At 68.1% G+C, this 14,134-nt stretch carries 18 protein-coding genes; 5 read left to right on the forward strand and 13 right to left on the reverse strand.

Translation table 11 applies throughout. From position 1 onward, the window contains the following. Positions 1–34: 34 nt before the first annotated feature. Positions 35–409 carry a hypothetical protein gene (locus tag PJB24_RS03775; RefSeq protein WP_273842851.1) on the reverse strand — a complete coding sequence of 125 codons (375 nt, stop codon included), beginning with the start codon at positions 407–409 and terminating at the stop codon, positions 35–37. 142 nt (positions 410–551) lie between these two features. Between PJB24_RS03775 and PJB24_RS03780 the strand changes: the two genes are divergently transcribed. Continuing rightward, positions 552–1,775, forward strand: a complete 1,224-nt coding sequence (locus tag PJB24_RS03780) for an NAD(P)/FAD-dependent oxidoreductase (protein ID WP_273842853.1) — start codon at positions 552–554, stop codon at positions 1,773–1,775. Here PJB24_RS03780 and PJB24_RS03785 read toward each other — a convergent pair. The 3 genes from PJB24_RS03785 to PJB24_RS03795 form a co-directional block, all read right to left on the reverse strand. Next, positions 1,764–2,027: a (2Fe-2S) ferredoxin domain-containing protein gene (locus tag PJB24_RS03785; protein ID WP_273842856.1), complete on the reverse strand. Its 264-nt coding sequence runs from the start codon at positions 2,025–2,027 to the stop codon at positions 1,764–1,766. The two genes, PJB24_RS03780 and PJB24_RS03785, sit on opposite strands and share 12 nt — an antisense overlap. Before the next feature lie 28 nt (positions 2,028–2,055). Then, on the reverse strand, positions 2,056–3,504 hold the full coding sequence (locus PJB24_RS03790) for an NAD-dependent malic enzyme (protein WP_420541888.1): 1,449 nt from the start codon (positions 3,502–3,504) through the stop codon (positions 2,056–2,058). Positions 3,505–3,730: 226 nt separating this feature from the next. Beyond that, entirely contained in the window at positions 3,731–4,204 is a 474-nt protein-coding gene (locus PJB24_RS03795; RefSeq protein WP_273842861.1) for a hypothetical protein, read from the reverse strand. Between the two features lie 57 nt (positions 4,205–4,261). On the opposite strand from PJB24_RS03795, the gene PJB24_RS03800 reads away from it, so the two are divergent. Further along, entirely contained in the window at positions 4,262–4,567 is a 306-nt protein-coding gene (locus tag PJB24_RS03800; RefSeq protein ID WP_273842862.1) for a hypothetical protein, read from the forward strand. Between the two features lie 7 nt (positions 4,568–4,574). On the opposite strand, the gene hisA is transcribed toward PJB24_RS03800, so the two are convergent. From hisA to hisB, 5 genes are all read right to left on the reverse strand, one after another. Then, positions 4,575–5,306 carry a 1-(5-phosphoribosyl)-5-[(5-phosphoribosylamino)methylideneamino]imidazole-4-carboxamide isomerase gene (gene hisA, locus PJB24_RS03805; RefSeq protein WP_273842864.1) on the reverse strand — a complete coding sequence of 244 codons (732 nt, stop codon included), beginning with the start codon at positions 5,304–5,306 and terminating at the stop codon, positions 4,575–4,577. 9 nt (positions 5,307–5,315) lie between these two features. Beyond that, the gene (locus PJB24_RS03810) at positions 5,316–6,155 is read right to left on the reverse strand and encodes an undecaprenyl-diphosphate phosphatase (protein ID WP_273842866.1); all 840 of its coding nucleotides are present in this window, start codon (positions 6,153–6,155) and stop codon (positions 5,316–5,318) included. Positions 6,156–6,258: 103 nt separating this feature from the next. After that, positions 6,259–6,900 (reverse strand): imidazole glycerol phosphate synthase subunit HisH, encoded by a 642-nt coding sequence (gene hisH, locus PJB24_RS03815; RefSeq protein ID WP_273842869.1) that lies wholly within the window; start codon positions 6,898–6,900, stop codon positions 6,259–6,261. Next, complete coding sequence (locus PJB24_RS03820; RefSeq protein ID WP_420541880.1) at positions 6,893–7,516, reverse strand: HAD family hydrolase; 624 nt, start codon at positions 7,514–7,516, stop codon at positions 6,893–6,895. The genes hisH and PJB24_RS03820 overlap by 8 nt, the downstream gene beginning before the upstream one ends. Further along, positions 7,513–8,097 carry an imidazoleglycerol-phosphate dehydratase HisB gene (gene hisB, locus PJB24_RS03825; protein WP_420541889.1) on the reverse strand — a complete coding sequence of 195 codons (585 nt, stop codon included), beginning with the start codon at positions 8,095–8,097 and terminating at the stop codon, positions 7,513–7,515. The genes PJB24_RS03820 and hisB overlap by 4 nt, the downstream gene beginning before the upstream one ends. 111 nt (positions 8,098–8,208) lie before the next feature. Here hisB and PJB24_RS03830 point away from each other — a divergent pair, with 111 nt between their 5' ends. Both PJB24_RS03830 and PJB24_RS03835 read left to right on the forward strand, forming a co-directional pair. Further along, complete coding sequence (locus PJB24_RS03830; RefSeq protein WP_219974764.1) at positions 8,209–8,466, forward strand: hypothetical protein; 258 nt, start codon at positions 8,209–8,211, stop codon at positions 8,464–8,466. Further along, entirely contained in the window at positions 8,463–8,966 is a 504-nt protein-coding gene (locus tag PJB24_RS03835; RefSeq protein WP_273842877.1) for a Clp protease N-terminal domain-containing protein, read from the forward strand. Before PJB24_RS03830 ends, PJB24_RS03835 begins: the two co-directional genes overlap by 4 nt. Here PJB24_RS03835 and PJB24_RS03840 read toward each other — a convergent pair. The 4 genes from PJB24_RS03840 to hisZ are packed head-to-tail and all read right to left on the reverse strand — an operon-like array spanning position 8,963 to position 12,540. Then, a complete protein-coding gene (locus PJB24_RS03840) occupies positions 8,963–9,394 on the reverse strand; it encodes a GNAT family N-acetyltransferase (protein WP_273842879.1) in 432 nt (143 codons plus the stop codon). The two genes, PJB24_RS03835 and PJB24_RS03840, sit on opposite strands and share 4 nt — an antisense overlap. Beyond that, the gene (hisD, locus tag PJB24_RS03845) at positions 9,391–10,629 is read right to left on the reverse strand and encodes a histidinol dehydrogenase (RefSeq protein ID WP_273842880.1); all 1,239 of its coding nucleotides are present in this window, start codon (positions 10,627–10,629) and stop codon (positions 9,391–9,393) included. Before hisD ends, PJB24_RS03840 begins: the two co-directional genes overlap by 4 nt. Continuing rightward, entirely contained in the window at positions 10,622–11,266 is a 645-nt protein-coding gene (hisG, locus tag PJB24_RS03850) for an ATP phosphoribosyltransferase (RefSeq protein WP_273842882.1), read from the reverse strand. Before hisG ends, hisD begins: the two co-directional genes overlap by 8 nt. Next, positions 11,263–12,540: an ATP phosphoribosyltransferase regulatory subunit gene (gene hisZ, locus PJB24_RS03855; RefSeq protein WP_273842884.1), complete on the reverse strand. Its 1,278-nt coding sequence runs from the start codon at positions 12,538–12,540 to the stop codon at positions 11,263–11,265. The genes hisG and hisZ overlap by 4 nt, the downstream gene beginning before the upstream one ends. 45 nt (positions 12,541–12,585) lie before the next feature. Here hisZ and PJB24_RS03860 point away from each other — a divergent pair, with 45 nt between their 5' ends. Further along, on the forward strand, positions 12,586–14,073 hold the full coding sequence (locus PJB24_RS03860) for a carboxypeptidase M32 (RefSeq protein WP_273842887.1): 1,488 nt from the start codon (positions 12,586–12,588) through the stop codon (positions 14,071–14,073). Positions 14,074–14,134: the final 61 nt, after the last annotated feature.

Below are 14,134 nucleotides of genomic sequence, written 5' to 3' on the forward strand. Positions count from 1 at the left end.
GATTCTAACCTCTATGCGTCCCGAAGTCCGGCCCTCAGCCGGCCTTCAGCCCCTCACTGTAGAGTTCCCGCAACTGTCCGCGCAGAACCGCCCTTTCGTAGGGCTTCGCATAGCAGTCTATACAGAAGAGCACCTCCTCGGGACGCCCGGGATGCAAATCGTAGTCGATCATAAACTCCAGCAGCTCCCGGAAACCATCACCAGCCTGATCCACGAACTCGGAGAAGGATATCCTCCCGGAGATCAGAAGCTCACACGCCTCCCGCCGGTCGAGACTCCCGAGGCGGCGGCTGGTGTGCCTCACTATGAACCCCGGGGTGCCCTCCACCTCCTTCTGCATGGATGGCCCCTTTCTTTCAGGCCCGCCGCAGCGGGCTCGGCCCACCTGCTCCCCGTAAACCTCCCTCATACCGGATCACTCCATCCCGGCTCCCCAGTGTAATAGAGTTTACGTATCATATGCGGTTTTGTAAAGCCGCTTTCTCCAATTCCAACCCGGAGGCTCTATACTCATTCCCTCCACGAGGAGGCGAAGAGACTCGGAGGCGATCTTGGACCACAGAGCGCGGCTCGTGATCGTGGGGGCAGGTTTCGCGGGGGCCTCGCTGGTATGCAACCTCCCCGCCGCGCTGCGTCGTCCGGGCGCCACCCTGCTCATCGACAGGGCGGACCGCTACTCCTTCATCCCGCTCGTCCACGAGGTGGCTTCTGGCAGGGTGCATCCCGAGAGCCTGATCTCCCCCCTGGAGCCGCTCTGCCGGGGGCGCTGCGGCTTCCTGCAGGCGGAGGTGGAAGGGGTGGACCTCGAAAGGCGCACGATCCACACCTCGGATGGGAGGATCATCGGCTACGAGACGCTGGTCCTGACTCCGGGCAGCGTCCCCGCCGCCCCTCCAGGACATCTGGAGGGGCACGTCAGGACGTTCTGGTCGCTTGAGGACGCGCTCTGGCTCCGCGACGAGCTGGCCCGGAGGTGGGAAGCCGCCCGCCGGGGTGGTAGTGCACCCCCTTCCGTGGCCATCGTCGGTGGCGGGGCCACCGGCGTCGAGCTCGCCGCCGAGGTGGCGATCCTGTTCTCCCACCTGCAGAAGCTGCCCGGCAGAAAGCCATACCCATCGCCAGTGGTACACCTCATCGAGGGCGAGCGCAGGCTCCTCGGGTGGCTCTCCCCTTACTTCCATTCGGTCGCGGTGGAGGAGCTGCAGCGCATGGGCGTGGAGGTCAGGCTCGGGCACTTCGTCGACGAAGCCGACCCGGAGGGGGTGAGGGCCGGCGGCGAGAAGATCCCTGCCCCGGTGAAGATCTGGACGGCCGGAGTCGAGGCCAGCCCGCTCGTCAGGTCACTCCCCGGCGAGCACGACGGCATGGGGCGGGTGCGGGTGAGCGGCAACCTCACCCTCCCTGATCACCCGGAGGTCTATGTTCTCGGTGACTCGGCGCTCTGCGAAACCCTAAACCACGAACCCCTTCCCCCCACGGCCTCCGTTGCCGTCCAGCAGGGTCCGTACGCAGCCCGGAATCTGGGCCGCAGGCAGAGGAGGATCAAACAACCCCCGTTCCGCTTCTTCGACCGCGGCTATGTGGTTGGGCTGGGGCCCGGCAACGCCGTGGCGGAGGCGCTGGGGGTCCGTCTGAGAGGACCCGCGGCACAGGCGCTCTACCGCAGCATACTCCTGTACTACATGCGGAGCAGGGAGGGCCGCCTGCTCACCCTCTCCGACTGGACCTTCGATCCCGTGCTGGGGAGGCTGGGCTTTTCATCCTCATCCGTCTGAGAGATGCCTCTCGGCTATCTCCGGCACGTCCTCCGGACGGACGCGGGTGTACCACACGTCGTCCGGGAAGACGAAGACCACAGGCCCCTCGTGGTGCCGCCGGGTGCAGACGTTGGGGAGCACCACCGAAGGCGAGAGCCCCCGGCGCTTCGCCTCTTCTCTGAGGAGGCCCAGGATCTCGCCGCCCCCCTTCGACCCGCACCGGCCCTCTCCCTCGTTGGCGCAGACGAATATCTGGCAGAACCTCGCCACACCGAGATTTTAAGCCCGCCAGCGGAGCTCAGAAGCCCGAAGAAGTGATCCCCATCTCGTTCCTGTCCTCGACCTTGCGCGCCAGTCCGCTCCTCTGGGCCGCCTCGGCCACCGCCCCGGCCACCGCCGGCGCCACCCGCTCGTCGAAGACGGAGGGGATTATGTAGTCCTCCGAGAGCTGATCCTCTGAGATCACCCCGGCTATCGCCCGGGCCGCGGCCAGCTTCATCTCCTCGTCGATGCCGCGCGCCCGCACGTCGAGCGCCCCCCGGAAGATTCCCGGGAAGCAGAGAACGTTGTTGATCTGGTTCGGGTAATCGCTCCTGCCGGTGGCGACGATCCTGGCGTGCCCGGCGGCCTCCTCGGGCCTTATCTCCGGGTCCGGGTTGGCCATCGCGAAGACGATCGGATCCCGAGCCATCTTCTTCACGTGCTCCACACTCAGCACCCCGGGCGCCGATAGCCCGAGGAAGACGTCGGCCCCCTCTATGGCGTCCGCGAGCGTGCCCCTGAGACCCTCGAGGTTGGTGTTCTCCGCGAACCATCCCCCCGAGGTGTCCGCCGCCTCCCTGCCGCGGTAGACGATGCCGTCCCGGTCGCAGCCGATTATGTTGCGCGCGCCGGCGGAGAGCAGGATCTTCGCGCACGCGACCCCGGCCGCTCCCACGCCGGTTATGACGATCTTGAGATCCTCGATCCTCTTGCCCACGATCTTCAGCGCGTTTATGAGCGCGGCGAGCATCACCACCGCCGTGCCGTGCTGGTCGTCGTGGAAGACCGGGATCTCGAGCTCCCGCTTGAGACGCTCCTCGATCTCGAAGCACCGCGGCGCGGAGATGTCCTCCAGGTTTATCCCGCCGAAGGTGGGGGCGATGCTCCTGACGACGGAGACGATCTCGTCCGGGTCTCTGGTATCCAGGCAGATCGGGAAGGCGTCCACGTCTGCGAAGGTCTTGAAGAGCATCGCCTTCCCCTCCATCACCGGAAGCGCCGCCTCGGGTCCTATGTCCCCGAGCCCCAGAACGGCCGTACCGTCGGTCACCACCGCTACCGTGTTGCGCTTTATCGTCAGGTTGAAGGCGCGTTCGGGATCCTCGGCTATCGCCCGGCAGACCCTCGCCACCCCCGGCGTGTACGCCATCGAGAGGTCGTCGCGGGTGGCGAGCTGGCGTTTGGGCGTGACCTCTATCTTGCCGCCGAGGTGGATGAGGAAGGTCCTGTCCGAGACGTTCACCACCTCGACCTCGGGCAGCCCTTCTATGGCCTGGATGATCCTGCGCCCGTGCTCGGAGTCGCGGGCGTTGACCGTTATGTCCCGGATGGAGCGCTTCTGCCCCATCCTGACGATGTCCACCGCCCCGACTATCCCCCCCGCCCCGCCTATGGCGGTCATGATCTGGCCCAGCGCTCCCGCCCGGTGCGGATATTCGACCCTTATGGTAAGACTGTAGCTGGCGCTCGGTATCGCCTCCACGATCACCCTTCTCCGACTCGACAACACCCCTCTCAACAGTATCTTCGCATATCCCAACCACCATGGCCCCGGTTAATCCCACCCTCTAGACGGTTCCCTGCGTCATGCCCGTCGCAATGTTCTCTTCGAACCTCTCCGGGGTGCGCGGCATCCTCCCCGCAACCCTTGCCGGGCCGCGTATGGAACACGCTGCGGCCGCGATAGACTTCCTCAGGGGAAGCGGAGCACCCTACACAGGTAGGTAGCCGGTATCGTCGGGGAGGTCTCTGCCTGGCAGAGCGTCGCGGCGGGCCAGAAACCACCTCCCGAGCGGCGTGCGCTCGCCGGCCTCCTCCGCGGCCTTCTCGAGCCCGGCCCGGAGCTCCTGCAGGATCGGCGGTCGCTCTCCGTAGGAGACGACCTCGAGCTCCGCGACGAGCGCGGCGTCGATGAAATCTCCCCACGCGGAGGAGGTATCCTCATCCTCGGGCTCCGGCGGGGAGGCGAAGGCCCGCCTTATCTCCTCCGGGAGCGAGGCCCGGGAGATGATCTCCACCCGCTCCGGCAGCTCGGGACGGCCGGAACGTTCCAGGTACGCCCTCGCCCGGATCAGCAACATCCGCGAGGGCAGGGTGCGCTTCTGCCAGGACTCCCCCACGGCCTCCCAGTTCACGAACGATCCCCCGTAGAGGGCCTCGAGATCCACCGCGAACACCTCCCGCATCCTCTCTTCGGGAACTAGTTTAGCCCGAAGATCGCCCGCAGATGCTAGTATCTGCGTATGGCTACCCTGATCTGCACCGCAAAACGGGTGGGTGACCTCGAGAGCCGGACCGAGGAGTACCAGCTCGCCTTCGCCGTGGACGGCTCTCCCAAACAAGAGCTCCGGATAAGGTACCAGGCCGCGCGAGCCTACGAGATAAACGCGGCGCTGGACGCAGCGGTCGAGAAGGCCCGGCGCGCGATCTCCGAGGCCGGGTCCGAGTCCCACCCCACCGACGAGGCCCTCTCCCAGCTCGCCTGGCGCACCCTGCAGTCGGCCAAGTACGAGCGGGGAGAGGAGAAGCGCAACACGCTGGAGCTCTGAGTCCCTCCTACGGCCGGTCCGCGGCCTCCAGAAGCTCCTCCAGCGTGACCTTACCCTCGTAGAGCGCGGTCCCGACCACAGCCCCGATCACCCCCGGCGTGCGCGCGAGCGCCTCCACGTCCTCCCTGCCGCGCACCCCACCGCTCGCTATGGTCGGTATGATCCCCGCCACCTCCGCCGTCTCCTCGAGCGCCGCCCCCGCGCCCATCCCGTCGCGCTCGATGTCGGTGAAGAGCACCGAGGCGACCCCTTCCGCAGCGAGCTCCGCCGCGAGCTCTCTCACCCCCACCCCGCTCTCCTGGAGCCAGCCGTGGGTCGCGACGACGCCCCCGCGCCCATCCACGGCGACGACGAGCGCGTCCCCCAACTCGTCCAGCAGCCGCAGCCGTAGCTCCCTGTCCTCCACCGCCGCCGTCCCGACCACTACCCTCTCCGCCCCGGCCTCCCGCACGCTCCGCGCATCTTCGAGGGTGCGGATACCCCCGCCGACCTGCAACGGCACTTCGACCGCGCGGGCGATCTCTCGGATGATGTCGAGCTGCGCCGGACGACCTCCCCGGGCCCCGTCGAGATCCACGACGTGTATCGCCCGCGCGCCACGCCTCTCCCACTCGCGGGCGCGTGAAGTGGGGTCGGCGTCGTAGGTCCGCTCGCGCTCGAAGTCGCCCCGCACGAGCCGCACGCAGCGGCCGCCGCGCAGGTCTATCGCGGGGAATACGGTGAACGTGCCGCCTTCCACGCCTCTACTCTACCGCAGCCCGAGCACGACCGCCGCGACGAGCCCCGCCGCGATGCAGTAGTACCCGAACGGCCCGAGGGCCTCTATCTCCCGTCTCTTGAACAGGTACATGAGGGCCGCCGTAGAGAGGTAGGCCGCGATCCCCGCCACCACCCCGCCGAAGAGCGCCACCTCGAGCGTGTGGGCGGTGCCGTAGCGGACGAGCTTCGGCACCTCCAGGACCCCGGCGGAGAGTATTATCGGGGTGGCGAGCAGGAAGGAGAAACGCGCCGCGACCTCCGCCTTGAGCCCGGAGGCCATCCCTCCGACCACCGTCACGCCCGAGCGCGAGATGCCGGGGATGAGCGCCAGGACCTGCGAGGTTCCGACCGCCACGGCCTGCCAGAACGAAAGCTGGGCGGCTCCCTCCTTGATCCGCTTGCGCCTGATCCTCTCCCCGGCGAGGAGGAAGATCCCGTTGAAGACGAGAACTATCGCCGCGAGCATCGGACGGCCGAAGTTGGCCGAGAGGCCCTTCTCGAAGAGAAGCCCGACGAGACCGGCGGGTATGGTCCCCACGATCACGAGCCACGCGAGCCGCCCGTCCTCGTTGCCCCTGAGACTGCGCTCTGATAGAGAGAGGAAGAACCCCCGAATGATCGCCCACCACTCCCGCCGGAAGAACGCGAAGAGCGCGGCGGCGGTTCCGAGATGCAACACGACGAAAAACGGCAGGAAGGTGGGGCTGTCCTGGTTCACGTCCCAGCCGAGCAGCGAGGGAAGTATCACCCCGTGCCCCAGGCTCGAGACCGGCAGTATCTCCGTCGCCCCCTGCAGCAGCGCCAGAACGAACGCTTCCCAGATGCTCAAAAGTCCTCATTCCTTTCGATCCGACCCGCCCAAGCAGCCGCAAGGATAAACCAGCCGTACCCGCCCGTGATGGGCCGGAAGGGGGATCTTACGCAGGGTTAACCTACCTTTTACCTTCGTTTAACCCTCGGGCCCAGCGCAGGAAGTTCTCGTAGAGAGCGAGCCCGGCCCGGCTGGACTTCTCCGGGTGGAACTGCACCGCTACCAGGCTGCCCCGCGCCACGGCGGCGCAGAAGGGACCACCGTATTCGCTCTCCCCGAGCAGATCCTCCCCCCTATCCGGCACCGGATAGTAGGAGTGGACGAAGTAGAAATGCTCGCCATCGAGGCCCTCGAGCACGGGATGCTCCCGGACCACCGAGAGGGTGTTCCAGCCCATGTGCGGCACCCTGAGCTCCTCGCCGTGGAACCGGACCACCCGTCCGGGCAGGATCCCGAGCCCCTCCACCCCCGGCGACTCCTCGGAGGTCTCGAAGAGGACCTGAAGCCCGACGCACACCCCGAGGAAGGGCTTCCCGGAACGGTACGCCTCCCGGCACGCTCCATCCAGCCCCCGTTCACGCAGCTTCCTGACGCAGTCCCCGAACGCCCCCACGCCCGGCAGGACCACCGCGTCGGCGGCGAGGAACCGCTCCGGGTCCGGGGTGAGCTCCACCCGAGCGCCCACCTTCTCCAGCGCCCTCCTCACCGAGAGGGTGTTCCCCGCTTCGTAGTCGGCGACCGCGACCCGCAGCTTCTCAGCCACCGGCCCTTACCCCGCTCTCCAGCAGTCCGAGGCGGGCGAGCTCCCCGGCCAGGGCCTCTGGGCCCCGGAAGACGACCCCGTAAAAGCCCAGGGAACGCGCGGCCGCGACGTTCTCCTCCACGTCGTCCACGAAGAGCGTGCTCCGAGGATCCAGGCGGCACCGCTCGACGAGCCGCCAATAGATCTCGGCGTCCGGCTTGGCGACCTTCTCCTCGCCAGAGACCACGATCTCCTCGAACCACCCGAGAAATCCGTACCTTTCTCTGGCGATCGCGAACGTCTCCGAGGACCAGTTGGTCAGCGCGTAGAGCGGCACGCCCCGCCCGCGCAGCCTCCCGAGGAGCTCTACGCTCCCGGCGATGGGCCCGCCGAGCATCTCGCCCCACCGGCTGCGGTACGCCTCTATCTCCCGGGCGTAGCGCGGATGTCTCGCGCGCAGCTCCGCGACGGCCTCCTCGAACGGGCGCCCCAGGTCGAGCTGCCGGTTCCACCGCGGCGAGCACACCTCAGAGAGGAAACGCTCCATCTCCTCCTCGTCGGAGAAGAGCTTGCGGTAGAGGTAGCGCGGGTCCCAGTCGACGAGGACACCCCCGAGGTCGAAGACCACGCTCCTCAATCGATCACCCCCTTCGTCGAGGCGCTGCCCGAGGTACGGCGGGCGGCCGCGGCCTTCAGGGCGAGCGCGAGGGCCTTCACCCCCGACTCGACCTTGTGGTGGGCGTTCTCCCCGTAGTGACAGTTGAGGTGCAGCGTGAACCGCCCGTACTGGGTGAACGCCCGCAAGAATTCCGGGAAGAGCTCTGTATCGAACGTCCCGATCTTCTCGGGCATCCCCCCCAGGTTGCAGGTGAGGTGGCTCCGGCCGCCGAGGTCCACCACCGCCGTGGAGAGCGCCTCGATGAGCGGCGCAGAGGCGTCGGCGAAGCGCACCAGTCCCGACCGGTCACCGAGAGCTTCATCGAGAGCCCGCCCCAGCACGAGCCCGGTGTCCTCGACGGTGTGGTGGTCGTCCACCCACGTGTCGCCCTCTGCCTCCACCTCAAGAGCCATCCCGGAGTGGTGCGCCAGCAGATGCAGCAGATGGTCGAAGAACCCCACGCCCGTGGAGATCTCCGCCCGTCCCTCCCCGTCGAGCTCCAGCCTCACCCGGACGAACGTCTCGCCCGTCTTCCGCTCCACGCTCCCGCTGCGCCCCATCACGCTCCTTCTGCTCTCTGGCCTGCGCAAAGAGGCATTTTAGCCGACCAGTCCGAAAAACAATCGTCAACCGGGGTTGACAAACACCCGTGCGTCAACTACAGTTGACACATGGACGGGAGAAAGAGGGCGCAGGTCGGTGGGCCGCAGGACCCGCGGGAGGGGCTCGAGGCGGTCGTGGCGTTGAGGCGGACGCTGGAGGCTCTGGAGGCGGCGCAGGTGGAGAACGCAATACTTGCGGGGTGGTCGTGGGCGCAGGTAGCCGAGGTCCTGGGTGTGAGCAGGCAGGCGGTGCACAAGAAGCACGCGAGAAGGATAAAGGAGAAGTACCCCGGAGAGCCGCCGGGGAGGAAGGAGAATGGCGAGTGATCTTCAACCGTTTTGCCAAAGAAGCCCGGGTGTGCGTCGAGGCTGCCGTGGAGGAGGCCAAGATGCTGGGGCACGACTCCATCGGAGACGAGGACCTCCTGCTCGGTATACTGCACGCCAACGAGGGAGTCGCCGCGGAGGCGCTCTCTTCGCTGGGGGTGACGCTCGAAGCCGCGCGGGAGGAGTCCGAGGCGATGCTCTCCGACGCGCTCTCTTCGGTCGGGATCTCCTTCGAAGACATCCGCCAGCAGGCGGGTGACGCCTTCGAGATGCGCATCCCGGAGGGCCGCCGCATACCTTTCTCTCCCCGGGCGAAGAGGATCCTCGGGCAGGCGCTCAAAGAAGCCAGGAGGCTGGGAGACAACTACATCGGCACCGAGCACGTTCTTCTGGGGATTCTCGGCAACGACGGGACGGCCGTCAGGCTGCTGGCGAGGCTGGGCGTCCCGGCTGAGGCGCTGGAGGAGCGATTGTACGAGGTGCGCGGGGCCGAAGGCTAGAGTTCCATCGCGAAGTGGTAGTGGCGGATCTCCATCCCCTCCCGGAAGTAGAAGCGGTGCGCCCTTCCCCGCTGCACGCCCGAGTCGAGGTGCAGCTCCCGGCAGCCCTCCCTGCGCGCCTCCTCAGCGAGCCAGAGGAAGAGCATCCGGCCGTAGCCCCGCGAGCGGGCATCATCGGCGGTGACGAGGTCGTCCACGTAGAGGTGCCGGCCGGAGATCAGGGATTCCTGCACCCTGAAACCCGCGACGCTCCTGACCTCCCCGTCCTCCAGGACGGCGGCGAGCCGGTAGCCCTCCTTTCGCATCCTGCGCACCCGCCGCAGATAGTCCTCCGCCGAACCGAGGTGCGGCCGTAGCTGGCGCATCACGCCGAAGGTCGCCGCGACCTCTTCGTCGGAGAGCATCTCCCTCACCTCGACGGGGCTCAATCCAGCCTCACCCGGACGCTTCCCGCGTGGTTCTCGAAGCCTTCGAGCCGGGCGAGCCGCTCTACATGCGGCCCGAGCGCGGCGAGCCCGCGGCTTTCGTAACGCATGTAGCTGGTACGGGCGGTGAATTCGTGGGTCCCGAGCGGCGAGGCCCAGACGGCGGCCCCTCCGGTCGGCAGGGCGTGGGAAGGACCGGCGGCGTAGTCCGAGAGGGCGACCGGGCTCGCGTCGCCCACGGCCAATAGTCCGACCGCGTCGAGGCCGCGGGCGACCCCCCCGGCATCCGCGCAGATCACGTGCGCGTGCTCCGGGGCGTAGAGGTTGGTGAGCTCGACGGCCTGATCCAAGTCGCGCACCAGCACGAGCGTCACGTGCTCCGCCGGCTCGCCAAAGAGTAGGGGCGAGACCTCCTTGATGAGACCACTTTCCGGAGTGAGCAGGATCGAGGAAGCCCCGGAGAGGTGTTCAGCCTGGGCCATCAGGTCGCGGGCGACGTGCTCCGGGCGGGCGGAGGAGTCCGCGAGGACGACGAGCTCGCTCGGCCCCTGCGGGGCATCGATCCCCACCACCCCGAAGACCTCCAGCTTGGCGGCGGTCACGTAGTCGTTGCCGGGTCCGACGATCTTGTCCACCTTCGGGATGCTCTCGGTGCCGAAGGCCATCGCGGCTATCGCCTGCGCGCCTCCGACGCGGTATATCTCGCGCAGCCCGAGCATCCGGGCGACCGCGAGGACGAGCGGGCTTACCCGTCCGTCGGGGCCCGGTGGGGCGCACACGCAGACCTCCCGCACCCCGGCAACCTGCGCCGGGACGGCGCTCATCACCAGCGTGCTCGGGTAGGCCCCGTGGCCGCCGGGGACGTAGAGGCCCGCCCGCCGCAGCGGGCGGACGCGCTGGCCCACAACCGCCCCCTCCCGCCGCAGCTCCCAGCCCCGGTCGAGCTCCCGTTCGTGGAAGGCGCGCACGTTCTCGATCGCGACCCGGAAAGACTCCTCGATCTCCGGCGGTAGACCGGCACCCTCCACTTCCTCTTCGGGCACCCTCAGCGGATCCGGGCGCAGCCCGTCGAACCTCTCGGCGTACTCCAGGACCACCGCATCCCCGCGATCTCGCACGTCCTCCACGATCCTGCGGGCCGCCTCGCGCACCTTCCCGGCGAGGAAGCCCCCGGGCCGGCGCAGCCGCGCGAGCAGCTCCTCCATATCGAGCGTGCGGGCGTCCAGCGTCTCAGCCAAGGATGCTCCTCTCCATCCGCTCCGTCAGCGCCGCGACCTCCGCGTTGCGCAGCCGGTAGGAGCCGTGGTTCGCGATCAGGCGTGCGGTGGAGCGGGAGATCTCGTCCAGCACGACTAGGTTGTTCTCGCGCAGGGTGGTCCCGGTGGCGGTGAGGTCGACGATACCCTCGGCGAGCCCGACGAGCGGGGCGAGCTCTATCGAGCCGTGCAGCGCGATGATCTCGGCCTGCCGGCCCATCCCCTCGAAGTAGCGGCGGGCGGTCCTGGGGAACTTGGTCGCGACCCTTATCACCTCGGCGTGCGAGATCCTCTCCTGCACCCGCCCGGCGGTCTTCTCCGGTACCGCGAGTACCATCCGGCAGGCCCCGACCCTGAGGTCGGCGAGCTCGATGACGTTGGGCTCCTGCTCGTCGAGGACGTCCTTGCCGACGATCCCGACGTCCGCCGCCCCGTACTCGACGAAGACGGGGACGTCGGAGGGACGGCTCACGATGAAACGGAAACCCTCCCTCTCGTGCACGAGCCGGCGCCCGTTCTCGCGCAGGATCCCGGCCGGAACCCCGGCCCCCTCGAGCACCCGTAGGGCATCCTCGAAGATCGCACCCTTCGGCACGGCGACCCGCAGAGGCCCGCTCACGCCGAGACCCTCCCCGCCGCCTCCTCGGGCGAGAGCTCCTCGAACCCGCCAACACCCCGTTCCGAGACCGGGGCGAGCTTCACCCTCTCCCCGGCGGGATATGCGAGCCAGGAGGCCTCGACCGCGCGAGCGTAGCGGGCGGCCTTCTGCGGCGGCTCCTCGGCGGCGAGCTGCAGCACGGCCACGCCGAGGGCGCGCAGGGTGCGTGCGGCGGCCGTCGCCCCGGGCGAGGAGCCCACCAGGACGACGAGGGGATCGGGATCCCTCTCCGGCAATACCGCGAGAAGCCGCTCGAGTGAGATCGCGAACCCCGTCGCCGGCATCGGCGCCCCGAAGCGGGAGAGCAGCTCGTCGTAGCGTCCGCCGCTCGCGACGCTGAAGCCCAGGCGCGGAGAGTAGGCTTCGTAGACCACTCCCGTGTAATATCCGAAGCGCCCGATGAGCCCGAGGTCGAGGATCACCGAATCCAGGCACCCGTGGACGTCGAGGTGTACGAGGATCTCGCGCAGGTTCTCCAGCGCCCCCCCGGCCTCCCCCAGGGCATACCTCCGCGCCCTCTCCAAAACCTCTCCGGAGACCGGCCCGACGAGTCGCGGGATCTCATGGGCCCCGGCCGCGGCTTCGTCCGGCAGGGAGGCTGCGAGGGCGTCCACCCGCGCCAGGTCCTTGTCGGCGAGCGCCGAGAGTATTCCGGGTGCGGCCTCCGGGGCGACGTGGCGCAGCCACCCGGCGTAGAAGCCGCTCTGGCCGACCACGATGGCGAAATCCTCCCCGGGACGCAGCCCCACCGAAGAGAGCACGTCGGCGAGCAGGGCTATCGCCCCGGCGTCCTCCGCCGCGCTCGCCGACCCGACGACCTCGACCCCGGCCTGATGGAACTCCGCGCTCTGACCCCGCCCCACCCCAGTCCTGCGGTAGACGGGCAGCACGTAGGAGAGCCTGTGCGGCGGCGGGCTGTTGCGCAGCCTTTGCGCGACGAGCCGGGCTATCGGGGAGGTCATCTCCGGGCGCAGGAGGAGCATCTGGTTGTCCGCGTCGAAGAGCTTGAAGGAGGCGTCGCGAAGCCGCGGTTCTTCTATCACCTCCGAGTACTCGAGCGCCGGGGTGATGACCTCTCTGAAACCCCACGCCGCGAAGCGCCCGCGCACCCGACCCTCGAGCTCCACGAGACGCGTGGATTCCGGGGGCAGGACGTCGCGGGTGCCCGGCGTGGTGGCGAACCTGCTGCGTGCCCTGCGCTCCATGAACGAGGCTATCTTAACCGATACAGCCACCGGCGTGCCCCGAATCTGCCGGACGGGTGAGGTAGCATTCTCCCCATGAACGAGATATCCGATTCCCTAAAACAGCGATTCGCCACGATAGCCGACCTGGACGCCGCCTCGGCCGTCCTCTCCTGGGACCAGCAGACGCACATGCCGGAAGGCGGGCTCGCGGCGCGGGCGGAGCAGCTCTCTACCCTGAGCCGCATCTCGCACGATATGCTCGTCTCGGAGGAGACCGGGGCTCTGCTGGAGGAGACCGGCAACCCGGATCCCACCTCGGTGGCGGGGGCCTTTCTGCGGGTGGCCCGGCGGGAGTACGAACGGGCGGCGAGGCTCCCCTCGCGGCTGGTCGGGGAGCTCTCGCGCACCCGCTCGCTCGCGCAGGGGGCCTGGGAGAAGGCCCGGGCAAACTCGGACTGGGAGCTTTTCGCCCCGCACCTGGAGCGGATGGTCGCGCTGCAGCGGGAGGCGGCGGAACACCTGGGCTACGAGGAGCACCCCTACGACGCCCTGCTCGACGCCTACGAGCCCGGGATGCGCAAGTCACAGCTGGACGAGCTCTTCGCCCGGCTCAGAGAGGAGCTCGTCCCGATCGTGAAGAAGCTGCCGCGCGAGGCAACCGGCGAGGAGCCCTTCCGCGGCAACTTCGACGAGGAGAAGCAGGAGGAGTTCAGCACCCGCGTCATAACGGACTTCGGCTACGACTGGAGCCGGGGCCGGCAGGACCGGGTGACGCACCCGTTCTGCACCTCGCTCGGCGGCCCAGCCGACGTGAGGATCACGACCCGCTTCGATCCCACATGGTTCTCCTACCACTTCTTCGCCACGCTGCACGAGACGGGCCACGCCCTCTACGAGCAGGGCGTCGACCCCGCCTACACCCGCACTCCGCTCGCGGGCGGCGCCTCCCTCGGGGTGCACGAGAGCCAGTCTAGGCTGTGGGAGAACATCGTGGGGTGCAGCAGGGAGTTCTGGAACCACTACCAACCGCTGTTCGGGAAGATCTTCCCACAGGCCGCGGGGGCGAGCGCCGAGGATCTCTACCGGGCGGCGAACGTCGCCTACCCCTCCGAGATCCGCACCGAAGCCGACGAGCTCACCTACAACCTGCACATCCTCATCCGTTACGAGATAGAGACAGCTCTCCTCGAGGGTGATCTGGAGGTCTCTGGGCTGCCCGGGGTCTGGAACGAGAAGACGAGGAGCTACCTGGGCTTCGTCCCGTCGAGCACCTCTCGCGGCGTGCTGCAGGACGTCCACTGGGCGAAGGGCCTCATCGGGTACTTCCCGACCTACACTTTAGGCAACGTGCTCTCGGCTCAGATCTTCGAGGCGGCAGAGAGTGCACACCCCGAGATAAGGGAGCAGATCTCCGAGGGCCGCTTCGAGACGCTCCTCGGCTGGCTGAGGGAGAACATACACCGCCACGGCCGGCGCTACGAGCCGCGGGAGCTCATCGAGCGCGCGACCGGTCGCCCGATGGAGAGCGGCCCCTACGTCTCCTACCTGAAAAAGAAATACGGAGAGATCTACGATCTCTGACCCAGGAGGCCGTCGGAACCCGCTAAAGCCCGCCAGAGATCCTGACGAAAATCCCTCCAAA

Origin of the sequence: Rubrobacter calidifluminis (assembly GCF_028617075.1) — a bacterium.
GTDB lineage: Bacteria > Actinomycetota > Rubrobacteria > Rubrobacterales > Rubrobacteraceae > Rubrobacter_E > Rubrobacter_E calidifluminis.